27 protein-coding genes are annotated in these 23995 nt (G+C 63.3%); 19 read left to right on the top strand and 8 right to left on the bottom strand.

Going from position 1 to position 23995, the window contains the following annotated elements; genetic code table 11:
* The first annotated feature begins 113 nt into the window (after positions 1–113).
* The 9 genes from GWE18_RS11415 to GWE18_RS11375 all read left to right on the top strand — a co-directional run bounded on the left by GWE18_RS11415 (position 114) and on the right by GWE18_RS11375 (position 6605).
* Positions 114–860, top strand: coding sequence for a YebC/PmpR family DNA-binding transcriptional regulator (locus GWE18_RS11415; protein WP_275185848.1), 747 nt, complete (start codon positions 114–116; stop codon positions 858–860).
* 205 nt (positions 861–1065) lie between these two features.
* Positions 1066–1593: a crossover junction endodeoxyribonuclease RuvC gene (gene ruvC / locus GWE18_RS11410; protein WP_275185847.1), complete on the top strand. Its 528-nt coding sequence runs from the start codon at positions 1066–1068 to the stop codon at positions 1591–1593.
* On the top strand, positions 1590–2207 hold the full coding sequence (gene ruvA, locus GWE18_RS11405; protein ID WP_275185846.1) for a Holliday junction branch migration protein RuvA: 618 nt from the start codon (positions 1590–1592) through the stop codon (positions 2205–2207). Before ruvC ends, ruvA begins: the two co-directional genes overlap by 4 nt.
* A 47-nt stretch (positions 2208–2254) precedes the next feature.
* Entirely contained in the window at positions 2255–2674 is a 420-nt protein-coding gene (locus GWE18_RS11400) for a cytidine deaminase (RefSeq protein ID WP_275185845.1), read from the top strand.
* On the top strand, positions 2671–3720 hold the full coding sequence (gene ruvB, locus GWE18_RS11395; protein WP_275185844.1) for a Holliday junction branch migration DNA helicase RuvB: 1050 nt from the start codon (positions 2671–2673) through the stop codon (positions 3718–3720). The genes GWE18_RS11400 and ruvB overlap by 4 nt, the downstream gene beginning before the upstream one ends.
* Positions 3721–3921: 201 nt before the next feature.
* Positions 3922–4833 (top strand): metallophosphoesterase, encoded by a 912-nt coding sequence (locus GWE18_RS11390; protein WP_275185843.1) that lies wholly within the window; start codon positions 3922–3924, stop codon positions 4831–4833.
* A 220-nt stretch (positions 4834–5053) separates the two neighbouring features.
* On the top strand, positions 5054–5506 hold the full coding sequence (gene ybgC / locus GWE18_RS11385; RefSeq protein WP_275185842.1) for a tol-pal system-associated acyl-CoA thioesterase: 453 nt from the start codon (positions 5054–5056) through the stop codon (positions 5504–5506).
* A gap of 66 nt (positions 5507–5572) precedes the next feature.
* On the top strand, positions 5573–6040 hold the full coding sequence (locus GWE18_RS11380; protein WP_275185841.1) for a nuclear transport factor 2 family protein: 468 nt from the start codon (positions 5573–5575) through the stop codon (positions 6038–6040).
* A 4-nt stretch (positions 6041–6044) separates the two neighbouring features.
* Entirely contained in the window at positions 6045–6605 is a 561-nt protein-coding gene (locus GWE18_RS11375; protein WP_275185840.1) for a TetR/AcrR family transcriptional regulator, read from the top strand.
* Between the two features lie 157 nt (positions 6606–6762).
* On the opposite strand, the gene GWE18_RS11370 is transcribed toward GWE18_RS11375, so the two are convergent.
* Positions 6763–7407, bottom strand: a complete 645-nt coding sequence (locus GWE18_RS11370) for a glutathione binding-like protein (protein ID WP_275185839.1) — start codon at positions 7405–7407, stop codon at positions 6763–6765.
* Positions 7408–7515: 108 nt separating this feature from the next.
* Between GWE18_RS11370 and GWE18_RS11365 the strand changes: the two genes are divergently transcribed.
* On the top strand, positions 7516–8169 hold the full coding sequence (locus tag GWE18_RS11365; RefSeq protein ID WP_275185838.1) for a TetR/AcrR family transcriptional regulator: 654 nt from the start codon (positions 7516–7518) through the stop codon (positions 8167–8169).
* Positions 8170–8400: 231 nt separating this feature from the next.
* Positions 8401–8829: a VOC family protein gene (locus GWE18_RS11360; RefSeq protein WP_275185837.1), complete on the top strand. Its 429-nt coding sequence runs from the start codon at positions 8401–8403 to the stop codon at positions 8827–8829.
* A gap of 132 nt (positions 8830–8961) precedes the next feature.
* On the opposite strand, the gene GWE18_RS11355 is transcribed toward GWE18_RS11360, so the two are convergent.
* Positions 8962–9900, bottom strand: a complete 939-nt coding sequence (locus GWE18_RS11355) for a LysR family transcriptional regulator (RefSeq protein ID WP_275185836.1) — start codon at positions 9898–9900, stop codon at positions 8962–8964.
* Between the two features lie 149 nt (positions 9901–10049).
* Between GWE18_RS11355 and GWE18_RS11350 the strand changes: the two genes are divergently transcribed.
* Both GWE18_RS11350 and GWE18_RS11345 read left to right on the top strand, forming a co-directional pair.
* Positions 10050–11147, top strand: coding sequence for a mandelate racemase/muconate lactonizing enzyme family protein (locus tag GWE18_RS11350; RefSeq protein ID WP_275185835.1), 1098 nt, complete (start codon positions 10050–10052; stop codon positions 11145–11147).
* Between the two features lie 30 nt (positions 11148–11177).
* Positions 11178–12161 carry a tripartite tricarboxylate transporter substrate binding protein gene (locus GWE18_RS11345; RefSeq protein ID WP_275185834.1) on the top strand — a complete coding sequence of 328 codons (984 nt, stop codon included), beginning with the start codon at positions 11178–11180 and terminating at the stop codon, positions 12159–12161.
* A gap of 97 nt (positions 12162–12258) precedes the next feature.
* Here GWE18_RS11345 and GWE18_RS11340 read toward each other — a convergent pair whose 3' ends face one another.
* The gene (locus GWE18_RS11340) at positions 12259–14256 is read right to left on the bottom strand and encodes a cache domain-containing protein (RefSeq protein ID WP_275185833.1); all 1998 of its coding nucleotides are present in this window, start codon (positions 14254–14256) and stop codon (positions 12259–12261) included.
* A 241-nt stretch (positions 14257–14497) separates the two neighbouring features.
* Positions 14498–15463, bottom strand: a complete 966-nt coding sequence (locus GWE18_RS11335) for a glyoxylate/hydroxypyruvate reductase A (protein ID WP_275185832.1) — start codon at positions 15461–15463, stop codon at positions 14498–14500.
* Positions 15464–15771: 308 nt separating this feature from the next.
* Between GWE18_RS11335 and GWE18_RS11330 the strand changes: the two genes are divergently transcribed.
* The 5 genes from GWE18_RS11330 to GWE18_RS11310 all read left to right on the top strand — a co-directional run bounded on the left by GWE18_RS11330 (position 15772) and on the right by GWE18_RS11310 (position 19243).
* Entirely contained in the window at positions 15772–16140 is a 369-nt protein-coding gene (locus tag GWE18_RS11330; RefSeq protein WP_057853977.1) for a YciI family protein, read from the top strand.
* Positions 16137–17408, top strand: a complete 1272-nt coding sequence (locus tag GWE18_RS11325; protein WP_275185831.1) for an RNA polymerase sigma factor — start codon at positions 16137–16139, stop codon at positions 17406–17408. The genes GWE18_RS11330 and GWE18_RS11325 overlap by 4 nt, the downstream gene beginning before the upstream one ends.
* A gap of 272 nt (positions 17409–17680) precedes the next feature.
* Positions 17681–18094, top strand: coding sequence for a DoxX family protein (locus GWE18_RS11320; RefSeq protein WP_275185830.1), 414 nt, complete (start codon positions 17681–17683; stop codon positions 18092–18094).
* A gap of 33 nt (positions 18095–18127) precedes the next feature.
* Positions 18128–18664: an SRPBCC family protein gene (locus GWE18_RS11315; protein ID WP_275185829.1), complete on the top strand. Its 537-nt coding sequence runs from the start codon at positions 18128–18130 to the stop codon at positions 18662–18664.
* A 165-nt stretch (positions 18665–18829) separates the two neighbouring features.
* On the top strand, positions 18830–19243 hold the full coding sequence (locus tag GWE18_RS11310) for a VOC family protein (protein WP_275185828.1): 414 nt from the start codon (positions 18830–18832) through the stop codon (positions 19241–19243).
* A gap of 100 nt (positions 19244–19343) precedes the next feature.
* Here the strand turns inward: GWE18_RS11310 and GWE18_RS11305 are convergent, their stop codons facing one another.
* The 4 genes from GWE18_RS11305 to GWE18_RS11290 all read right to left on the bottom strand — a co-directional run bounded on the left by GWE18_RS11305 (position 19344) and on the right by GWE18_RS11290 (position 23290).
* Entirely contained in the window at positions 19344–19781 is a 438-nt protein-coding gene (locus GWE18_RS11305; protein ID WP_275185827.1) for a hypothetical protein, read from the bottom strand.
* Positions 19782–19942: 161 nt separating this feature from the next.
* Entirely contained in the window at positions 19943–20731 is a 789-nt protein-coding gene (locus tag GWE18_RS11300) for an SDR family oxidoreductase (protein WP_275185826.1), read from the bottom strand.
* 158 nt (positions 20732–20889) lie between these two features.
* A complete protein-coding gene (locus tag GWE18_RS11295; protein WP_275185825.1) occupies positions 20890–22566 on the bottom strand; it encodes a PAS domain-containing methyl-accepting chemotaxis protein in 1677 nt (558 codons plus the stop codon).
* Between the two features lie 226 nt (positions 22567–22792).
* Positions 22793–23290 (bottom strand): helix-turn-helix domain-containing protein, encoded by a 498-nt coding sequence (locus tag GWE18_RS11290; RefSeq protein ID WP_275185824.1) that lies wholly within the window; start codon positions 23288–23290, stop codon positions 22793–22795.
* A gap of 115 nt (positions 23291–23405) precedes the next feature.
* Between GWE18_RS11290 and GWE18_RS11285 the strand changes: the two genes are divergently transcribed.
* Positions 23406–23957 carry a dihydrofolate reductase family protein gene (locus tag GWE18_RS11285; RefSeq protein ID WP_275185823.1) on the top strand — a complete coding sequence of 184 codons (552 nt, stop codon included), beginning with the start codon at positions 23406–23408 and terminating at the stop codon, positions 23955–23957.
* Positions 23958–23995 lie beyond the last annotated feature (38 nt).

The following is a 23995-nucleotide window of genomic DNA, read 5'->3' as shown; positions in this document are numbered from 1 at the left end:
GCGCGGCAGTACTGATATACCCGAGGGGGCTGCAAATCTTTGATTTCGGCCGATTATCGGCCTATAAGGCCGCGCTTCACCCACATCCCCTGGACGAATCCAAGAGACCCCGCATGGCCGGCCATTCCCAATTCAAGAACATCATGCACCGCAAGGGCCGGCAGGATGCCCAGAAGTCCAAGCTGTTCAGCAAGCTGGCGCGCGAAATCACGGTCGCCGCCAAGCTTGGAACGCCGGACCCGGCGATGAACCCCCGGCTGCGCGCGGCCGTGATCGCGGCGCGCCAGGAAAACATGCCGAAGGACAATATCGAGCGCGCCATCAAGAAGGCGATCGGCGGTGAGAGCGAGAGCTATGACGAGATCCGCTACGAGGGCTACGGCCCCGGCGGCGTCGCCATCATCGTCGAGGCGCTGACGGATAACCGCAACCGCGCCGCCTCCGACATCCGTTCCTACTTCACCAAATCAGGCGGCAATCTCGGCGAAACCGGTTCGGTCGCCTTCATGTTCGACCGCACCGGCATCATCGAGTACGACGCCGGCACAGCCTCCGACGACGCGATGCTGGAAGCCGCGATCGAAGCCGGCGCCGACGACGTGGTGTCCAGCGAGAGCGGCCACGAGATCTACGCCTCGCAGGAGACCTTTCGCGAGGTCGCGAAGGCGTTGGAAGCGAAGTTCGGCGAAGCCCGCAAGGCGGCGCTGACCTGGAAGCCGCAGAACACGGTCGCGGTCGACGACGAGACCGGCGAGAAGCTGTTGAAGCTGATGGACCTCTTGAACGAGCACGACGACGTCCAGAACGTCTACGCCAATTTCGAGATTTCCGACGCGCTGGTCGCCAAGATGGGCGGGTAGGGGCGACTTCGTGTCCCGGACGCGGTGCAGCGTGTAACGCTGCTCCGCAGAGCCGGGACCCATGCCACTAAACACCGAGCCTATAGATGGGCCCCGGCTCTGCAGCGCGTCACTTCGTGCCGCGCTGCGTCCGGGGCGCGCATCCCCGGGGGATTTCCGTTCTCTTTATGTTTCGTTCATTCGGCTCTGGCGTTATCACTACGCCATGACATCCCCACCGATTCGCCACCCCGTCCGGATCATCGGCATCGACCCTGGCCTGCGCCGCACCGGCTGGGGCGTGATCGAGACCGAGGGCAACCGGCTCGTCTTCATCGGCTGCGGCTCGGTGGAGCCGCCGGACGGTCTGCCGCTGGCCAGCCGCCTGCTGGCAATCCACGAAGGGCTTGCCACAGTCCTCGGCGATTTCAGGCCGGCGGAGGCCGCGGTCGAACAGACTTTTGTCAACAAGGACGGCGTCGCGACGCTGAAGCTCGGCCAGGCCCGCGGCGTCGCCATGCTCGCGCCCGCGATGTTCGGCATCGCCGTTGCGGAATACGCGCCCAACCAGGTCAAGAAGACCGTGGTCGGCGCCGGTCACGCCGACAAGAACCAGATCGCAGTCATGCTGAAAATATTGCTGCCGAAAGCCGAGCCCAAATCCCCCGACGCCGCCGACGCGCTGGCGATCGCGATTACCCACGCCCATCACCGCCAGGGCGCCGCGCTGCGGTTGAAAGTGGCGAGCCTATGATCGGCAAGCTCAAAGGCCTGATCGATTCCTACGGCGAGGACTACGTGATCCTCGACGTCGGCGGTGTCGGCTATCAGGTGCACTGCTCCTCGCGTACGCTGCAGGCGCTGCCGTCACCTGGCGAGGCCGCGGTGCTGTCGATCGAGACATATGTACGTGAGGACCAGATCAAGCTGTTTGGCTTCCGCACCGATACCGAGCGCGAATGGTTCCGCCTGCTGCAGACCGTGCAGGGTGTCGGCGCCAAGGTCGCGCTCGCCGTGCTCTCGACGCTGCCACCGGCCGAACTTGCGAACGCCATCGCACTGCGCGACAAGGCCGCGGTGTCGCGCACGCCGGGTGTCGGGCCCAAGGTCGCCGAGCGCATCGTCAGCGAATTGAAGGACAAGGCGCCTGCCTTCGCCAATGTCGATCCGTCCGTGGTGCACCTTGCCGGCGCGGTCGACGATCACCGCGCGCCGCGACCGGTTACGGACGCGATCTCCGCGCTGGTCAATCTCGGCTACGGCCAGCCGCAGGCCGCCGCCGCGATTGCTGCCGCCTCCCGCAGTGCGGGCGAAAAGGCGGAGACCGCACAGCTCATTCGGCTGGGCTTGAAGGAATTGTCGAAATAGACTGCCATCGGCTGGCCACTGACTGACGAAGGAACGCATTCTCCATCATGCTGAGCAACAAGGACGAGGAGCTGATCGCCGTCGCGACCGAAGCCATCAGCCAGCGCTATCGCAACAAGTGGCAGGAGGTCGGTGCCGCCATGCGGACCCGCGATGGCCGTATCGTCACTGGCGTGAATATCGACGCCTATATCGGCCGGATCGCGGTCTGCGCCGAAGCGATCGCCATCGGCCGCGCCATCACCGAAAGCGGCGACCACGGCATCGAAACCATCGTCGCCGTGCGTCACCCCAAGCCCGATGAGCCTGGCAAGATCGCGGTGGTCTCGCCCTGCGGCATCTGTCGCGAGCTGATCCACGATTACGATGCAAAGGCGCGGGTCATCGTTCCCGACAATGGCCGCGAGCCGAAGGTCGTCACCATAGGCGAACTCTTGCCCAACAAGTACCGGAGGGGCAACGGGTGAATCCGCCCTCCCGCATCGTCACCCCCGAGCGCCGTTCCGACGATGTCGGCGACACCGCGCTGCGCCCGCAACTGCTGTCCGAGTTCGTCGGCCAGGCGCAGGCAAGAAAAAATCTGTCGATCTTCATCGAGGCGGCGCGCAAGCGGGGCGAGGCGCTGGATCACGTGCTGTTCGTCGGGCCTCCCGGCCTCGGCAAGACCACGCTGGCGCAGATCGTGGCGCGCGAGCTCGGCGTCGGCTTTCGCGCCACGTCCGGTCCCGTCATCGCCAAGGCCGGCGATCTCGCCGCACTTCTGACCAATCTCGAAGAGCGCGACGTGCTGTTCATCGACGAAATCCATCGGCTCAGCCCTGCGGTCGAGGAAGTGCTGTATCCCGCGATGGAGGACTTTCAGCTCGACCTCATCATCGGCGAGGGGCCGGCGGCGCGTTCGGTGAAGATCGATCTAGCGAAATTCACCCTCGTCGGTGCCACGACGCGCGCAGGGTTGTTGACCAATCCGCTGCGTGACCGCTTTGGCATTCCGATCCGGCTGAACTTCTACACCGAGGAAGAGCTGGAGAAGATCGTCAGCCGCGGCGCTCGCGTGCTCAACATCGGCATGACGCCGGATGGCGCCAACGAGATCGCGCGCCGCGCCCGCGGCACGCCGCGTATCGCCGGACGATTGCTGCGGCGCGTGCGCGACTTCGCATCCGCAGCCGACGCCAGTTCCGTCGACCGCGCCATCGCCGACCACGCGCTGAGCGCTCTGGAAGTCGATGCCGCCGGCCTCGATGCCATGGACCGGCGCTATCTCACGACGATTGCGCTGAACTACGGCGGCGGGCCGGTCGGCGTCGAGACCATGGCGGCGGCGCTGTCGGAACCGCGCGATGCCATCGAGGACATCATCGAGCCGTTCCTGATCCAGTGCGGCTACCTCCAGCGTACCCCGCGCGGCCGGTTGCTGACCTCGCACGCCTTCCGCCATCTCGGCCTCGCCGAACCCGCGCGCGATCCCGCCCAGTTCGGTCTGTTCGGCAATGGCGATAGCGACGACTGAGCGTTCGAACCCGATCCTTCCAGCGGTGCACTAAGGGCAAGATAGCCGGCGCGCCGGATGAGCTGAAGACGCGCCTGGACGCGCTGGTACGGCAGAATCGCTGGTGAGAAGCTGCTGGAGGTCTGCTAACGTTCTGCACAAACGTACCCCAATTCGGGCCCAATCCGCCACCATGTTGGCGCTGCATCACGATTGGATCACATGTTAACACGTCGTCATTTCTTGAAGTCCATGGGTGGATTGGGCGCGCTGGGCGCCTCGACCACCGCTTACGGTTTCAGCGCGCCGGTCGTCCGGCTTCGCGTCGTGCGGTACAATATCTCGCCGCCGCAATGGCCGGCAGGTCTCAAGCTCAGGATCGCCGCCATCGCCGACCTCCACGCCTGCGATCCCTGGATGTCGCTCGATCATATCGGTGAGATCGTCGACCGCACCAATGCGCTGAAGCCTGACATCGTCGTCATGCTCGGCGACTACGTGGCCGGACATCGCAAGGTGACGCGCTTCATTCCCGATGCCGAATGGGCGGGAGCGCTGGCCGGATTGAAGGCGCCGCTCGGCGTGCATGCGGTGCTCGGCAATCACGACTGGTGGGAAGACAAGACTGTGCAGCGGGAAGGGCAGGGATTGCCGTCCGCCGGCCGCGCGCTGGAGAATGTCGGCATTCCGGTTTACGAAAACGACGCCAGGAAACTCAGCAAGAACGGCCATTCGTTCTGGCTGGCCGGCCTCGGCGACCAGCTCGCCTACATACCGGCGCGCCGCTTCAGGCCGCTCAAGCGGATCGGCGTCGACGATCTCGGCGCGACGCTGGCGAAAATCACCGACGACGCGCCGGTGGTTTTGATGGCGCATGAGCCCGACGTTGCCAAACGCGTGCCCTCGCGCGTCGCGTTGCAGCTCTCCGGCCATACCCATGGCGGCCAGGTGCGGATGCTGGGCTGGTCGCCGATTTCGCCGTCCGGGCAGCAGCTCGCCTACGGCCACATCCGCATGAACTGCGACGTCGTCGTCTCCGGCGGCCTCGGCTGCAGCATCATGCCGTTCCGTCTCGGGGTGCCGCCCGAAATCGTGCTGGTGACGCTGGGGGCGGCGCGGCCGGCGGTGGCTTAGCCGGACATTTGTCAACATGATCGCACGTGGCTTGTGCATCTCACTGTCAGAGATGTTAATATTTCCGGATGGATTCAGCCGTCGAAAACACTGAGAGATTCTGCGAGCTCAAGGCAGCTATCGACGAAGGGATGGCTGACGTGGAAGCAGGTCGTGTCGTCCCATGGGATTTGGAGGAGTTCCTCTACCAGGCGCGCGCACGCGCAAATGTTGAGTCAAAATGACCTTCTCCCTCGACGGCGAGATCCGCGACGGCCGCCATCACATGCAGGTCCGTGTCTACTACGAAGACACCGATTTTTCCGGCATCGTCTATCACGCCAACTATCTCCGCTTCATGGAGCGCGGGCGCACCAATCATCTGCGGCTGATGGGCGCCTCGCAGCATGCGCTATTCGAGCAGGCGCAAGAGGAGACGCCGGGCTTTGCCTTCGTGGTGCGCTCGATGGAGCTCGATTTTCTGCGGCCGGCGCGGATGGACGACGTGCTTGACGTCGTGACGTGGCCGGTCGCGGTGAAGGGCGCCTCGATTACGCTGGCGCAGGAGGTGCGGCGAGGGGACGAGGTGCTGGTCAAGGCGGCGGTACGCGTCGCCTTCATCAGCGAGGGGCGGGCGAAACCGATCCCGAAATCGCTGCGGCAGTTGATGAAGGCCGATCTGGCCCCGGACTAATTTTGCGGATTGACTATCTGTACCGATCGGTACAATCTCGCCGGGTCGTCAACCCGGAGAAATCTCATGTCGCGTCCGCCGCTGCCGCCCTTCACCCGCGAAACCGCCGCCCAGAAGGCGCGCATGGCGGAAGACGCCTGGAATTCGCGCGATCCAGTGCGGGTGTCGCTCGCCTATACCGAGGATAGTCGCTGGCGTAACCGCTCCGAATTCCTTGAGGGCCGCGAGGCGATCGTCGAATTCCTCACCCGCAAATGGGCGAAGGAGCACGACTATCGCCTGATCAAGGATCTCTGGGCGTTCGATCAGAACCGCATCGCCGTGCGCTTCCAGTATGAATGGCACGATGATTCCGGGCAGTGGCACCGCTCCTACGGCAACGAGCAGTGGGAGTTCGACGAACATGGCCTGATGCGGCGGCGCGAGGCCAGCATCAACGATATCGCCATCAAGGAGAGCGAGCGCCGTTTCCACTGGCCGGCGCCGGGGCCGCGTCCGGCCGATGTTGCGGGGCTCAGCGAGAACCCGCTGTGACGCGATGTTGAAGAAGGGCGTCGAACGCAGGGAAGTGTTGCGGGCGCTCGGCGAGGTGTTTCGCGCGCATGGCTATGAAGGCGCGTCGCTGTCGCTGATCACGGAGGCCACCGGGCTCGGCAAGGGCAGCCTGTATCATCTGTTTCCCGGTGGCAAGGAGCAGATGGCCACGGAGGTGCTGGCCGACATCGACGCCTGGTTCGAACTCAACATCTATGCGCCGTTGCGCGATGCCGATGATCCCGCGCGTGCGATCGCTGCGATGATCGCGGGCGTCGACCAGTATTTTCGTTCGGGCGATCGCGTCTGCCTGGTCGGCATGGTGGCGCTCGGGGCGGCGCGCGACACGTTCGCTGCAAGCGTAGATGATTATTTTGCGCGCTGGCAGGTCGCGCTGGCCCAGCTTTTGCGGCGATCCGGATTGAACAGAAGCCAGGCGCAGCGCCGCGCGGAAGATGCGTTACTCACCATCCAGGGCGCGCTGGTGCTGGCGCGGGCGCGCAATGACAGCGGGGTATTTCGCCGGGCGTTGACGGAGCTGGCGAAGAGGCTGCTGGCGCCATAGGGCTTACGGCTGCTGTTGCGTTCCCCGGATGCTGCGCAGCGCGCAGCGGTGCGCTGCTATGCCGGGGTCCACCTCACCTGCTTGCGACGAAATAGGTCCGGGCTCTGCGGTGCATCACCCAGGGGGTGCTGCACCGCGTCCGGGACACGAGTCTTCGTTACGCCGCCGCCTTATGCCGCGCGAGTTCGGCCTTGTACAATTCGAACTCCTCGGCGGCCGCCTTCGCGATGCTGGGGCGGGCGCGCAGCCGCTCGTAATAGGCCTTCACGTTCGGCCATTTCGCCAACTCGATCGGCGGCGTTGCCATCGTCCAGTTGATAATGGTGATGAGATAGGCATCGGCCACGCTGAAGTGATCGAGCAGGAATTCGCGGCCCTTCAGGTAGTTCTCGAGATAGTCGAGCCGCGACAGGTTCTTGTTTAGCGCATAGGTCTTCGCGTCCTGCGGCGCCGTCTTGTCGAGCAGCGGCACGAACAGCGCCTTGTGCAGTTCGGTGCCGATGAAGCAGAGCCATTGATGCAGGCGGCTGCGCTCCTCGCCCGATACGGCCGAGATGCCGGCATTTGGAAAGCGGTCGGCGACATATTGCAGGATCGCCGCGTTCTCGGTCAGCACCGTCCCGTCGTCGGTGCGCAGCGTCGGCACCAGCCCGAGCGGGTTGACAGCGCGAAAATCCGAGCCGTCCTTCTGCACCACCTTGGTCTTGGGATCGACCTCGAAATAGTTGGCCTCAACGCCGGCTTCATACAGCGCGATCCGGGTCGCCAGCGAGCAGGCGAGCGGCGAGAAATAGAGATCCATGGTTAGCCTCCTTGGCGGTTGATCGACCGCGCCGGCGCAAAGGCGATGGGCGGTTGATTTTTATACCGTCTCGCATAATATAAAGTCGGTCAAGGAATTTTTTGCGAAATGGTACAAAAAAGTAAGAAGCCGCCGGTTACGAAGATCGACGCTCCGGTGCCGCCCAAGCGGCGGGGCCGGCCGCGCGCCTATCAGCCGGACGTGGCGCTGGGCAAGGCGCTCGACCTGTTTCGCAAGGATGGCTTCGCCGCGACGTCGCTGGACGATCTCTCCGCCGCCACCGGCATGAACCGGCCGAGCCTCTATGGGGCGTTCGGCGACAAGCGCGAGCTGTTCATCAAGAGCTACCGGCGCTATCGCGAAGACGCGCGGGTTGCGATGGGGGGCATTTTTCGGGACGAGCTTCCGATCCGCCGGCGGCTCGAACGGATCTATGCGGTGGCGCTCGACATCTATCTGTCCGGCGAATCCGGCCCGCGCGGCTGCTTCACGGTGATGACCGCAGCCTCCGAGGCCGTGCACGATCCCGATATCCGCGCCATGGTGCTGGAAGGCTTTACAGAACTCGACAAAGCTTTTGCGGCGTGCTTCCGGCTCGCCAAGGAGAAGGGCGAGCTATCCGAAAACGCCGATCCGGTCGTGCTGGCCCAACTCGCCTCCGCCACCATCCACACCATCGCCATCCGCGCCCGCGCCGGGATGCCGCGCAAGGAGCTGGACGCGATCGTGAACGGAGCGCTCGATGTGATGCTCAGGGCCTAGTCCCATTGCTTCCCTTTCGTGTCCCGGCCTTGAGCCGGGATCCATGCCCCCGCGATTTCTCTTTAGCGAAGTGGCAGTCCCGTTCCATCGCGATCATGTCCGGTGGCTCTGGGTCCCGGCTCAAGGCCGGGACACGATCTTTTTCGGGACGATCTTTCTTTTCTGATCGCTGTCGGTTTCCGGCTTCCTCGCCCGTCCTCATGACGTTGTCCGAAATCAGGAGCTAAAGACATGGCCGACCCCATCCAGATCGTCACCCCTCATCTCGTCGTCCGCGACGCCAACGCAGCCCTCGAATTCTACAAGAAGGCGCTCGGCGCGACCGAAACTGTCCGGATGCCGGCCGAGGACGGCAAGCGGCTGATGCATTCGGAAATTCAGGTCAACGGCGCGCGGATTTTCGTTATGGACGACTTTCCCGAGCACCGTGGTTCCCATGGCGTGGACGCGGTGTTTCCGCCGGACCAGATCAAGGGCACGTCGGTGACCGTGCATCTCGAAGTCGAAAACTGCGACGCGGCGGTGAAACGCGCCAGGGACGCCGGCGCGACCGTCACGCTGGAGCCGTGGGATTCGTTCTGGGGGGCGCGCTACGCCCGCATCATGGACCCGTTCGGCCATTCCTGGAGTTTTTCGCACGATCTGCCGGCGAAGGGGTGATGCTGGCAAACTTCAATTTCGTCCCCGACTGGTGCGCAATTGCGCACTAGTCTCGCAAGCGGCGAGATCACGCTGGACGGGATGATGGGATCTTGTCCTCGAGCGTTGTGCCCAGGCTGGGAAGCGCCAACCTTACGAATTCTTCTCGCTGACGGCCCGGGATATCGTGACGCTGTCGGCGCAACTATCCTGCGCTTTTATGACGTCACTCAGATTGTCGATAAAATCGCGGGTCAACCGAGACTGCAGCAGGTGGCGCGGTCGCACGATCCTGCACATTACCTTGACGGAAGGATGGAACGGCCGCATGACCAGATCTGCTGCCGGCATCCCCATCGTTCCGAGCCCATCCAATAACGCCAGACCTGCACCGGCTCGCACCAGCGCGCATGCGACTGTGGACTGTGATACCTCGATTGCAGTCGACAACGGGACGTCTGCATCTGCAAAAACGCGTATTGCGAGGATCCCCAAAGGGAGCTGCCTGCTCAGACATATCAACCTTTCATGCTCGAGATCAGCGGGCACTACATGAAGCTTCGACGCCAACGGATGCGTGCGCGGCATGACGCATCCGAAGTCGGTGGCCCAGAGATCGCTCACAGACACGCCCGGCGCCGCGATGGAATCGATGACGAACCCCAGATCTGCTTGGTGATTGGCGACGTGCGTAGCGACTTGCAGGGCGCTCATCGACTGAAGCGTGATAACGACATCAGGCCGCGATTTGCAGAATGTTGCAACGGCCTTCGGAAGCAACGCATTTGCGAAGGCCGAAATCGCCGCGATATTGAGCCCGCCCGCACGCCCTGCTCCGAGGTCGGCAGCGCGCTTCTGGACGACATCGAAGGCGGCGAACGCCCTGACTGTCTCCGAAAACAACGACTGGGCCTCCGGCGTTGCCAGCAATCGCTTCTTCCGGCGCAAAAATAGCGAGAATCCGAGCCGTCGTTCCGCCTGCTGGAGGGTCCGGCTGACGGCCGGTTGGGAAATATGAAGTGCCTCGGCGGCCGCGGTAACGGTGCCCAACTCCATAACGCGGCGAAAGACCTCCAACTCCCGAACGCTCAACATCATAATCCCAGGACATGATTAGTGCAGCTTTTGGTATTTTGAACACATACCTGTTGCGGCGACAATGGCTTCGGGCGGCCAAACAGGCGGTATTTGCCGGCCTCAGGTCATCAAAGGGCAAGCCGGATCGTCGAAGGTTGCTTTCCATGAGCGCACCAAGAATCGCGGCAATCACGGCATTCGCGCTGCGAATTCCATTTGACCATTGGGGGCCTTCACCGGCCTTCGCGGGCCAGCCACGCACCACGCTCGATACCGTTCTGGTACGGGTCACGACCGATCGTGGCACGGTGGGCTGGGGCGAAGCCTATGGCGGCTTTTGGTCGGCGGTCGTTCCGGCGATCGACCAATGGGTCGCTCCACTGGCGATTGGCCAGAAAGTCGACGATGTGGAGTTGCCGGCGCGGATTGAGCGAACTCTGCACAATCTGGGTCGCGCGGGCGCCACCATTCACGCCATCAGCGGTCTCGACATCGCTCTATGGGACATCCGAGGCAAACTTGCCGGAGTGCCGGTTTCGACTTTGCTTGGCGGTCGCAGGCGCGATCGCATCGAGGTTTATGCGTCCCTGCTGCAGTACAATGGCGACCTGGAACGGGTCCGACGCATCCTCGACCGCGCACTCGGTGACGGTTTTCAACAGATCAAATTGCACGAGCGCACGGCCGAAGCGGTCGCAGCGGCCCGCGACGTGGCGGGCCCCAACGTGCCGTTGATGGTCGATACCAATTGTGCGTGGCTTCCCGCGGATGCAGTCGATGCTGTTAACGAAATGGCGCCATCCGATCTTCTGTGGATCGAAGAACCGATCTGGCCGCCGGAGGATTTCGCGTCGCTTGCCGCGCTAAGGCATTCGACTGGCGTTGCGACCGCCATCGGAGAGAACGCCAGCAATGCTCTCGATTTCAAAAAAATGCTCGCAGATGATTGCGTCGACTATGTTCAACCCAGCGTGATCAAGATCGGCGGCCTCACGCCGCTTTGGCGGATCTGCACCGAGTCGGAGGCGGCCGGAGCAACTTGCGTCCCCCACTCGCCATTCTTCGGCCCGGGCTATCTCGCGACGATCCAGGTGCTGGCAGCCAAGAAGCAAGCGAGCGCCCTGGAAAGATTTTATTGCGATCTTGCCTTCGATCCCTGCGGCAGCACCGCTCCGATTGCGGACGGTTTCATCGATATTCCCGATGGGCCGGGTCTCGGCGGCGATCCGGATATGGACCTCATCGATCAATATCGCGCCTGACGACTGATCAGAAACCGGGACACGAAAATCATGATCCGTATAGATCGACGCTCTCTTTTGGCCGGCTTGACGTCCGTCGCGGCCACATCGCTCGCTGGACGACGTGCACAGGCGCAACAATATCCGCAGCGCCCCATCCGTGTCGTCGTCCCTTACGCCGCCGGCGGCGCATCGGACATCGTCGCACGCCTCGTCGCCGGTGTGATGGGCGAGAAGCTCGGCCAATCACTCTTTATCGACAACCGGGGAGGCGGTGCGAGCATCATCGGTACCCAGGCGATTGCGACTGCCGCGCCCGACGGCTACACGATCGGCGTCGTCGACAGCGCGTTCACGATCAATCCCAGCCTATTCGGGAACAAACTGCCGTACGACACGAAAAAGAATTTCACGCCGGTATCCCTGCTGGCCCGCACCTCTTTGGTGCTGGTCGTTTCGGAATCTCTTCCAGTCAGCAACGTAAAGGAGCTGATCGCGCTCGCGAAGTCGAAGCCGGGCACGCTGAGCATGGCGACCGCGGGCCTCGGCACGGCTGTTCATCTCGGCTGCGAACAATTCCGGCAGGAGACCGGCATCGACGTTGTCCCGGTACCTTATCGCGGCGGCGGGCCATCCATTATCGATCTGCTCGGCGGGAAGGTCGATTTCACTTTCAGCACGATCCCCGCCGTTCTCGAGCATGTTCGCGACGGCAAGTTGCGGGCGTTGGGAAGCACGACGGGACGGATCCCGCAACTGCCCGACGTGCCCAGCATGGCGGAGGCCGGTCTGCAGAAGGTAGACGCAGCGCCCGACTTTGGAATCATTGCACCTGCCAATCTGCCGGAAGCCATCGTCACTCAACTCGGCACGGTGGCACAGGCGGCACTAAAGTCCGACGACCTGCGTCGGCGCCTCGACGAGATCGGCTACGAACCGATCGGTTCCACACCGCAGCAATACGTTGCCCATATCGATGCTTCGATCGAGAAATGGCGCCACGTTGTCACTGCTGGCAACATCAAACCTGAATGAGGCTGCGCTCCAGCCGCCATGCACCACCGGCAGAGACGACCAGATCATTAATACCCGGCCTCCGATCGGCGGCATTCCCAGTTAAGGAATGCCCGCCTCAGGCCGCCCTGATGTGGGCGAGGAAGCGGTCGACCTCGCTGCGAAGCTTGCTCGATTGCTCCGCCAGTTCGCCCGCCGATGAGAGCACTTCCTGCGCGGCGTCGCCGGTAGCGCGGATGCCCGTCGTCACGCCGGAAATGTTGCGCGAGACCTCGCCGGTGCGGGCCGCGGCCTGCTGCACGTTGCGCGCGATTTCCTGCGTCGCCGAGCCCTGCTGGCCGACGGCTGCGGCAATCGCCGCGGAAATTTCGTCGACCTCCTGGATCGTCGTGCAGATCGACTGGATGCCGTCGACGGCCGCGGCGGTTTCGCTCTGCACTGCCGCGATCTGGGCCCGGATCTCCTCGGTCGCCTTGGCGGTCTGCGTCGCCAGCGTCTTCACTTCGCTGGCGACGACGGCAAAGCCGCGGCCGGATTCGCCGGCACGCGCGGCCTCGATGGTCGCATTCAGCGCGAGCAGGTTGGTCTGGCTGGCGATCTGGTTGATCAGCGACACCACCTCGCCAATTTTCTGGGCTGCGGCGGCGAGGCTCTGGACGCGGTTGTTCGACTGCTGGCCGTCGTTCGCGGCCTTGCCGACGACGGTGGAGGCATGCGTCAGCCGGCGGCCGATTTCGTCCATCGACGACGACAATTCCTCGGCGGCCGCGGCAACGGTCTGGACGTTGTCGGATGCCTGCTCGGAAGCCGTCGAAACCGTCAGCGTCTGCTGCCGCGATTGCTCGACGATGGAGGACATCGACTGTGCCGTCGCCTGCATTTCGGTCGCAGCCGCGGACACGCGCTCGACCACGCCGCGCACGCTGGCCTCGAAACTGTCGGCCAGCGCCGCGAACGCCCGGCGTTTTTCCGCTTCGGACAGAGCCTTCGTTTCCGCCTGATCTGCCTGCATCCGTTGCATGCGGACGGCATTATCCTTGAACACCGCGACGGCCCGCGCCATTTCGCCGACTTCGTCCTGCCGCTGATGCACGGGCAACTCGAACTCCAGCTTGCCACGCGCGAGATCGCGCATCACCGCCGTAATCGAAAGAATCGGGCGTGAAATGCCGCGGGCAATCAGCAATCCGGCGGCGGCCGCGATGGCTACTCCGAACAGCGCCATGCCGATGGCGAACTGACGCGCGCGATCGAGCGATGTGACATACTCGCTGTTGTCCATCACGATTTCGACGGCGCCGATGGAGTTGCCGGAAAAATCCTTGATCGGACCGAGCAAGGCGGCAACCGGCGTGCTGCCGAGCTTGCCCTGGCGGATAGCGAAGCCGCCGTCGCGGGCACGGCCATAGTCGGCCGGATCGAAGAAGCTGCGGCCGTCCAGCGTTCCGCCGAACAATTTGAAGTCGCTGCTAGCCGAAAGATGAAACGCGACATCGACGCCGCGGGTGCGCTTGAATTCGTCGAAGAACGGCTGGCCGAAGGTCAGGCCGAACTCCACGGAACCCAGATGCTTGCCGGCATGTGCGACGGGAACGACGCCGCGGATGCCGAGCCCGGCGACGCCGCCTTCCAGGCCAACGATCGGCTTGCGCTGCTGATTGGCTGCGACCACCGTCTTGCGGAAGCTTGAGAGGTCGTCGCCGAATTTCTTGGGTTGATGGACGCGGAGATACGATATTGCCGGCGGCGTATGAAACTGGAACTGGTCGACGCCGTAGTCGGATTTCAGCGCAGCGAATCCGGCACCGAACAGTCCCATCAGGGCATCGCGGTCGTCGCGCGCCATCGCCTCTTGAACCGCGGGTATGGTTGCGACAACGGCGCTCATCGCGGCCGCCCGGCGCGCCTCCTGGCCCAGCCTCGACTGCAGCGCGTCGTAGTGGCTGCGCAATTCGCGCTCGTCGGCGCGATCGACGATCCCTGAGATGATCCACATCGCGCCGATGACGACGAAGACCGCGGTCCCCGCCGAGGCGAGCGCAAGGGCGGCGGTGATCCGGGTCCTGAGTCCCAGATTGAAGCGTCGGGAGAAGGCGTTTCTTGCTGTGCTGGCCATCCAGCAGCAATACCGAAACGTTGCTAATTTTGGGTGAATGGCGCCGGCCGTGCAACCTGGGGCAATGCTCGTGAAGGGATGAGGGCAGCAAATTCCAACGTCGTCCCTGCGAACGCAGGGATCTATAACCACAGGGCGTTGTGTTAAGAAGGCAACTAGCCCCAGCGACAAACGAGAAGCCGCGGCGTATGGGTCCCTGCGCCCGTGCGCAATTGCGCACTAGGCAGGGACGACCAAATCATCAATACCCCCGGTTGCGATCCACTACATTTTCTAGCGCGCCGCCGGCCTCGAAACGTCTGATCTGCTCGGCGACATATTTGGATATCTCGTCGGGATCGGTGTCGGCGGCGTTGTGCGGGGTCAGCACCACTTTTGGATGGGTCCAGAACGGGCTGTCCACGGGCAGCGGTTCGGTGGCGTAGACGTCGAGCGAGGCGCCGCCGAGCGTGCCGTCGTCGAGGCATTGCAGGATGTCGGCCTCGTTCTGCAGGCCGCCGCGGCCGGCATTGATCACGACCGGCGCGCCAAGCGGGCTCGTGCGATTCAGTTTCTCAAACAGCCCCCGATTCAGAATCTGTCGCGTGTTCAGGGTAAGCGGGAGGAGGCAGACCAGGATGTTGATGCGACCCAGAAAAGCATCGAGCTGCAACTTGCCGTGAAAGCATGTGACGCCCTCGATTTGCTTGGGGCTGCGGCTCCAGCCCACGACGCGAAAGCCCAGACGCCTGAGCGCGTCGGCCGCGTCAGCGCCGAGCGTGCCCAGCCCCATGATGCCGACCGTAACAGCGCCCGCCGCCCATTGCGATTTCGGCGCCCAGCGCTTTTCACGCTGGGATTCCCGCAAGTAGGGCTCCTGCCGGTGGTGCATCAGCACATGCAGCACGACATATTCCGTCATCCGGGCGGTGAGGTCGGTGACGGCCACGCGCACCAGCGGCACGTCGGGCAATGAGCGGTCCGCCATCAACGCGTCGACGCCGGCGCCCAGGTTGAAGATCACACGCAGGTTAGGAAAGGCGGCAAGTTCACCCGGATGCGGCTTCCACACCGCGGCGTAATGCACCTCCGCCGGATCGGACGACGCATCCGGCAACAGCAGCACGGATCGGTCAGGGCAGACCTCGTCGAACCGGGCCTTCCAGCGTTGCGGCGACCAGTTTTCTGTTCCGCCATGCACCAGCAGCGCGAGCGCCCCCTTGTTCATTGCCATTCCTTTCGTAGGCCACTTGGCGTGACCCGCCTCACATTGCCGATCGAACCGTTTCTCTAGCCTCCTTTGGTCCAACAAGGGAGACCTTCACATGCGAAGAAAGATGAAGATCATCTTTCTGGCCGTCGCCGTGTGCAGCCTTTGTTCCAAGGCGGTCGTCCACACCTACCGGCACCTCAATCCGCCACCGCCTCCGATCATCGGTCCCTGACCGGCGACGGAACAATCCAAAATTTCTTCGACGCACCTGTCGGCAGCGGGCATAATCGTTCGTCATCATGACAACGGAGATGTCAGCCCTCATGCTTTACGCCATCCTTTGCTATCACGACGAAGACACCGTCGGTTCCTGGACCAAGGAACAGGACGCCGCGGTCATGAAGAAACTTGCCGTCGTGCAGGATAAACTGACCAAGCAGGGCCGGCTCGGTCCGGTCGCGCGGCTCTTGCCGACGACGGCAGCGACCACGCTGCGCAAGGACGACCCGCCGCTGGTGCTGGACGGGCCCTTTGCCGAAACCAAGGAGCAGTTGCTCGGCTTCTATCTCGTCGACTGCAAGAACCTGGACGAGGCGCTCGACGTCGCCCGCGATCTCGGTGCGGCCAATCCCGGCGGCGCTTATGAGATCCGCCCCGTCGGCCAGTTTGTGCCGGGGAGTGTGCAGCCGTGACCGACACCGCCTGGATCGATGCCGCGCTGACCTCGGCTCGCCCCCAGGCGGTCGGCGCGCTATTGCGCTATTTCCGCAATCTCGACACCGCCGAGGAAGCCTTTCAAAACGCCTGCCTCCGCGCGCTGAAGAGCTGGCCGCAGAACGGCCCGCCGCGCGATCCCGCGGCGTGGCTGATCATGGTCGGGCGCAACGTTGCGATCGACGATATCAGGCGGAGCAAGAAGCAGGAGGCGTTGCCTGAGGACGAGGCGATCTCCGATCTCGACGACGCCGAGGAACAGCTTGCCGAGCGGCTCGACGGTTCGCGCTACCGCGACGACATTCTGCGGCTCTTGTTCATCTGCTGCCATCCGGATCTGCCGGCGACGCAGCAGATCGCGCTCGCCTTGCGCATCGTCTCAGGGCTATCGGTCAAGCAGATCGCGCGCGCCTTCCTGGTCTCGGAAGCCGCGATGGAGCAACGCATCACGCGGGCGAAGGCACGGGTCGCCGATGCCAATGTGCCGTTCGAAGCGCCTGATGCGGTGGAGCGCTCTGAACGCCTCGCCTCGGTCGCCGCGATGATCTACCTGATCTTCAACGAGGGCTATTCGGCGAGCGGCGATACAGCCGAGATTCGAGCGCCCTTGTGCGAGGAGGCCATTCGCCTGGCGCGGCTGTTGCTGCGGCTGTTCCAGAGCGAGCCAGAGATCATGGGGCTGACCGCGCTGCTGTTGCTGCAGCATGCGCGCTCTGCGGCGCGGTTCGACGACGATGGCGCGGTGATCCTGCTCGACGATCAGGACCGTTCGAAGTGGAACAAGGCTCTCATCGCCGAGGGGCTGGCGCTGATCGACAAGGCGATGCGTCATCGCCGCAGTGGGCCCTACCAGGTGCAGGCCGCGATCGCGGCGCTGCATGCCCGTGCCGAAAAGCCCGAAGATACCGACTGGACCCAGATCGATCTGCTCTATGGCGCGCTCGAGATCATGCAGCCGTCGCCGGTGGTGACGCTGAACCGTGCAGTTGCAGCGTCCAAGGTAAAAGGGCCGCAGGCCGGGCTCGACATGATCGAGCCGTTGGCGCCGCGGCTGTCGAACTATTTTCATTTCTTCGGCGTGCGCGGCGCCTTCCTGATGCAACTCGGCCGCAACGACGAGGCCCGCACGGCTTTCGACCGCGCCATCGCGCTGGCGAACACCTCGGCCGAAGCCGCCCACATCCGCATGCATCTCGACCGCCTGCAGCGCGACAGCCAGCCCCGCGGCAAAAAGGCGGGGAAGTAGCGCGCTTTCTTCTCACCCTTGCTTCCTTCCTTCTCCCCTTGTGGGAGAAGGTGCCCTCGCGAAGCGAGGGCGGATGAGGGGGGTTCTCTCCGCGGAGACAGACCCCTCATCCGTCTCGAATGAGCGGACGCTCATTCGATCCACCTTCTCCCACAAGGGGAGAAGGGAAGAACCCCGCCATCACGACTCGAAAATAATTCGCTGCCCTGTCGGATTCCTCTCCCCTCGTTCGTCTTGAAATCGAACAGCCATTCAAGACGAGGGACAAGATCATGACTGTCATCGCCGAGACTCTTCCGGCCTCAAAGCCCGCGCGCTGGACAGGCCGCATCCTCTCCGGCCTCGTCATCGTGTTCCTGATGATCGACGGCGCCATCAAGCTGGTGCCGTGGCCGGTCGTCACCGAAACCATGGACAGAATGGGCTATGGTTCGAGTGATGCACTGATGCGCGGCCTTGGCGCCATCACCATCATTTGCACGGTGCTCTACGCCATCCCGCCGACCTCGATCCTCGGGGCGATCTTGCTCACGGGCTATCTCGGCGGCGCGATCGCTTCGCATGTCCGGATCGATAGTCCCCTGTTCACGCATACGCTGTTTGGGCTTTATCTCGGCCTGATGGTATGGGGCGGGTTGTGGCTGCGCGACCGGAACCTACGCAGCCTGTTTCCGTTCCGCCGCTGATGTACTTCAACGTTCATTCCCACGGAGCCGGTCATGTTCGAAGTCATTGTCATTATGGCCGTCATATTGGCGATTGCCATCGCCGCGGTCTTTGTACTCGCCGCGACCAAGTCGAATACCCTGCGTGTGCAGCGCTCGGTCAGCATCAAGGCGGCGCCGGAACGGATCTTCCCGCTGATCTCAGACTTTCATCAGTGGCTGACCTGGTCACCTTACGAGCAGAAAGATCCGGCGATGAAGCGTACCTATGGCGGTGCGGCGAGCGGCAAGGGTGCTACCTATGCCTGGGACGGCGACAAGAATGTCGGTTCCGGCCGCATGGAAATTCTCGAGGCCGTGCCGCCGTCGAAAATCGTCATCAAGCTCGATTTCTTCAAGCCGTTCGAAGGGCACAACACCGCCGAGTTCACAATGCTGCCGCAGGGCGATGGCACCGATGTCACATGGGTGATGCATGGTCCGGCAAACTTCATGTCCAGGCTGATCCAGGTGTTCATGAACCTGGATCGCATGATCGGTCGGGATTTCGAAGCTGGTCTAGCCAACCTGAAGAAGATCACCGAGAAATGAGTGCGACCACTCTATCGTGTCCCGGACGCGGTGCAGCGTTCTTCACGATGCACCGCAGAGCCGGGACCCATCGATGGACCCCGGAACAGCAGCGCGCCGCTAACGCGCTGCGCAGCATCCGGGGAACGCGATAGACACTGATTGGATAACCCCAAGGAGGCTGCGATGCAGGTCAATCCCTATCTGTTCTACAACGGCAATTGCGAGGAAGCGCTGAAATTTTACGAGAGGGCGCTCGGCGCCCAGATCGGTGCGACGTTTCCCTATGAGGGCGCGCCGCCCGAGATGCCGACCCCGCCCGACTGGAAGAAGAAGCTCATGCACGCGAGCATCATGGTCGATGGCGAGGTGTTGATGGCGGCGGACGCCATGCCCGGCGATTACAAACAGCCGCAGGGCTTTGCCGTCTCGCTGCAGGTCGAGGATCCCGCCGAGGCCGAGCGCCGGTTCAACGCGCTCGCCGAAGGCGGCACGATCCGGATGCCGTTCGGCAAACCCTTCTTCTCCAACGGGTTCGGCATGTGCGTCGACAAGTTCGGCATTCCCTGGATGGTGAACTGCCCGAAGGAAGACATGTGATGCGAGTAGGGTGGGCAAAGCGAAGCGTGCCCACCACTAATGCCTCGCGAAAAGATGGTGGGCACGGCGCGAAGAGCGCCTTTGCCCACCCTACCAAATTTTACCTGCACCGCGGATAGATCGCGGCGAGTTCGCGTCCGCGCAACAGCAGAAGCCGCGCGGTCAGTCCGCCGCGGCGGCTGATCCAGTCCCGCACCGCCTCCGGATAGGCTGCCTGCACCGCGCGCGAGGCTTCCGGTTCGGCGTAGATCCGGCCGCGGCCGTCGATCGAGCGCGCGGCATGAAATCCCAGCACCGCGCGGCGGGTTACGCAGATCCGCTCCTCCGGTATCGTCATCAGCACCAGCGTGCAGGCCGACAGGCATGGCCCGTCGATCACCACCCGCTCGCCGGATTGGCGCACCCGATCGAACAGCTCGAGAAACGGTCCGACCTGTCCGCCGGGGCTGGCGAGAATACGAATCTCGGCCCGGACCGGTACGATTGCCGCGAACAGCGCGGCTACGGCAACGACTACCTTGATGACCGCCATTCGCATGCGCGACTCCTTCGTCAGCACTGCCCTCCGGCCCAGTTACGCTGAGATATGTGGCAAGGTTTCGTCAATTCCGCGCCGGAGACGCCGGCCTCCGTGAAAGTTGCCATAACCCTCCCCCCGCAAGAGGCCCGCAAGGGCGGGGAGGGGGAGGACGAGGGATTTTACCCGTTCCGCCGCGCGCCGCGCAGCGTCGGCAGGCCGATGCCGGCGGCGTCGAAGCCGCCGTCGACGGCGAGAATCTGCCCGGTGATGTAGCTCGAACGGTCGCTGCACAGGAAGAAGATCGCTTCCGCCAGTTCCTCCTCGAGGCCGTAACGATTCAGCGGAATGGCGTCGTGATAATCGGCGCGGATTTCCGGCGTGTGGACCTGCTTCGCCATCGCGGTCTCGACCGGGCCGGGCGCCACGGCGTTGACGCGAATGCCGAGCGAGGCCAGTTCGACCGCGAGCTGTTTTGTGAGATGCGCTAAGCCCGCTTTGCTGGTGCCGTAAGCCGAGCGCAGCGTGGAGGCGCGCACCGCCGAGATCGAGGTGATGTTGACGATCGCGCCGCCGCCATGTTCGCGCATCAGCGGCGCCGCCGCCTTGGTGCATATGAACGGCCCGGTGAGGTTGACCTGCAGGATGCGGCTCCAGTCGTCATCCGAGGTGTCGAGCAGCGGCGCGAACACCGCGATGCCGGCATTGTTGACCAGCGCGTCGAGCCGGCCGAAGCGCCGGTTCATCGTCGCCATCGCGTTCGCCACCGCCTCGGCATCGGAGACGTCGCAATGCAGCGCCAGCGTGTTGTCGGGCTTCGCGAGGCCCGCGACTGCGTCGCGCAGCAATTCGCCCTCGATGTCGAGCATCGCCACCTGCCAGCCCTCGGCGAGAAAGCGTTTCGCCGTCGCAAGCCCGATGCCGCGCGCGGCGCCGGTGACGAGAGCAGCTTTTTGCGGGAAGGAGGGCATGGGCGGGTCCGTTTGCGAGAGATGAGATTTCCCGCTCCTATAACCCAAGCCCTGTCCGATGTCCCGGCGACAATGATGCGGTAGTCAGCAGGGCTGCATGCGAAATCCGATACGGGCAGTCATCCCGTATCGGATCCATCCGAGGGCCGATAGAACCGCTAGCGCTGCGCGATCGCCTTCGCTTCCGCGGCGGCGCGCTGCATGCTGGAGGACATCTCGCCGGTGACGGTGCTCTGCTCCTCGACCGCGGCTGCGGTGGCCGTGACATACTCGCTGACGCCCTGGATCGCCTGCTTGATGCTGTCGAGCGCACCCACGACGTCGCCGGAGATGTTGTTGAGATTTCCGATCTCCTGCCCGATCTTGTCGGTCGCCTGCTTGGCCTGGGTGGCGAGGTTCTTGACTTCGGACGCCACCACGGCGAAGCCGCGGCCCGCCTCGCCGGCGCGCGCCGATTCGATCGTCGCATTCAGCGCCAAAAGGTTGATCTGGCCGGTGATGTTGCCGATCAGTTCCACGATGCCGCTCATGGCCTGCGCTGCTTCGTTCAGGCGCTTGGCCTGGGCGTCGGCCGCCTCGACCCGCCCGACCGCGGTCGATGCCGTTTCGCGCGACTTGGTCATGGCTTCAGAGATTTCCCGAACCGAGGCGTTCAATTCCTCCGCGCCCGAGGCCACCGATTCCATCATGCCGCGCACGCGCTCGTTGCCCAGGCGCACCAGCACCTGCGCGGTGGTGTCGGTGGCGTATTTGACGACCTTGAACGGCTTGCCGTTGAGATCGAGGATCGGATTGTAGGACGCCTGGATCCAGACTTCCTTAGCCCCCTTGCCGAGCCGCTTGTACTCGGCGGCCTGATATTCGCCGCGGTTGAGCGCTGCCCAGAATTCGCGGTAGGCTGCGCTGTCGCGCTCGGACGGATCGACGAACATGCTGTGGTGCCGGCCGCGGATCTCGTCCAGCGCGTAACCGAGCGCGTTGAGGAAGTTCTGGTTGGCGCCGATGATGGTGCCGTCCATGTTGAATTCGATCACGGCCTGCGCCTTGCTGATGGCCGCGATCTGGCCGGCGAGGTCGGCGGTCGCAAGCTTCTGGCTGGTGACGTCGGTGGCGAACTTCACCACGCGGAACGGCTTGCCCTTGTCGTCGAACACCGGGTTGTAGGATGCGAGGATCCAGACCTCCCTGCCGCCTTTGCCGATCCGCTTGTACTCGGCCGACTGGTGTTCGCCGCGGTTGAGGCGCGCCCAGAACTCGCGGTAGGCCGCGCTGTCGCGCATCGCCTGTTCGACGAACATGCCGTGATGCTTACCCTTGATTTCGGCAAGCGTGTAGCCGAGCGCCTTCAGGAAGTTTTCATTGGCGGAGACGATAGTACCGTCCATCTCGAACGCGATGACCGCCTGCGCACGGCTGATCGCGGCGATCTGGCTGGCATCCTCCATGCTCTTGATCTTGCGCGCGGTGATATCGGTCGCGAATTTCACCACCTTGACCGGCTTGCCGCCGGCATCCAAAACGGGGTTGTAGGTCGCCTGGATCCAGACTTCTCGGCCGCCCTTGCCGATCCGCTTGTATTCGGCGGCCTGGTACTCGCCGCGCCTGAGCGCCGCCCAGAACTCACGATACGACGCGCTGTCGCGCTCCGACGGATCGACGAACATGCTGTGATGCTTGCCCCGGATTTCGCCGAGCGTGTAGCCGAGGGCTTTGAGGAAATTGTCGTTGGCGGTGAGGATGGTCCCATCCGTGCCGAATTCGATCACGGCCTGCGAGCGGCTGATGGCGTCGGCAAGCGCCTTCTCTGTCGAGGAGCCCTTGAGAAACTGGAACACGAAGACCTCATCCAAATGGCGGTAACATGATGAGGCCGCCGACCAACGCCATCCAGCCTCGCTGCTAGCGTTCGACATTTGACGTGAAGAAGAAAGAATGCGTTAACGCTGTTCTCCGTAAGATGACGGATATCTTCGCAACATAACGCCGATCTTAAGGATGTCTTCGTGTGCGGTACGCGCTGTGCGAGCGCATCGCCCACCGCCGCGATGAATCGTATTCGGCTTACTTCCGCTTCACGATGCTCTCATATGCCGCCTGCAATCGCTCGCCGACGGACGGTCCCGTTCGCTTGCGTCGCTTCGTGCCGAGGTGAGTCTCGCGCAACTCGTCCATGAAATCCGCCCATAGTTTCGGGCCGCCCTCGCTGAGCAGCTGCGCGCGGATACCGAGCTCCTCGCTGATGGGAAGATACTTGTAACCCCAGGACGCCATCTGCGCGAGAACCGGGAGCAACTCGATGCCCTGTTCAGTCAGCGAATAGATTCCCTTCTGCTTGTGCGTGGGATCGTCCTCGCGGGTGATGATCCCCTCGTCGAGCAGGGTCTTCAGCCGGTCGGCGAGAATGTTGGAGGAAATGCCTTCCTCCGATTTGGTCAACAGCTCGCGAAAGTGCCGCCGGTTGCCGAACATCATGTCGCGGATGATGAGCAGGCTCCATTTATCGCCGAGCACTTCCAGCGAGAGATTGATCGGGCAGCCGGAGCGGCTGATGTCGGTCATGTTCGGTTCCATACGGGCGGGTGAAGGCGCCCTCAAAAAAACTGCTTGCAATATTGCACCAGTTGCCTCAGGATACAACCAGTTGCAAATCGCAAGCAGTTTGAGGAGAGGCACGATGGCCAGATTGATCATGTGGAACCTGATGACGCTGGATGGTTTCGTCGAAGGCCCGAACCGCGACATTTCCTGGCATTCCGACGTCTGGGGCGAAGAACTGGAGCAATTGTCGATCGAGCAGTTGAATGCTGCCGGCGGATTGCTGTTCGGCCGTGTCACCTACGAACTGATGGCAAATCACTGGCCGAGCGCGACCGGAGAAGTCGCTGATTTCATGAATGCCGCGCCGAAATACGTCTTCTCGCGCACGGTGAAAAAATCCGATTGGAACAACACGCAGATGTTCAGCGCTGACGTGCCCGAGACCGTCGCCAGGCTGAAACGCGACAGCGCCAAGGATCTCTTCCTGTTCGGCAGCGCTGATCTCGCCGCGAGCCTGATCCCGCACGGACTGATCGACGAATTCCGCATCGCGGTGAACCCGATCATTCTCGGCGGCGGAACGCCGCTGTTCAAGCCGGGCGAAAAGGTCAAGCTGAAGCTGATCGACAGCCGGCCATTGTCGACCGGCATCGTGATCCTGCGCTACGTGCCGGCAGCGGCACGATAATCTGCGGCAAATGTCGGCGTGCCCGCACGCTGGTCGTC

It is taken from the genome of Bradyrhizobium sp. CSA112, assembly GCF_029051645.1.
GTDB lineage: Bacteria > Pseudomonadota > Alphaproteobacteria > Rhizobiales > Xanthobacteraceae > Bradyrhizobium.
The sequence above is the reverse complement of the archived record's forward strand: the minus strand, read 5'-3'. Positions and strand labels throughout refer to the sequence as shown.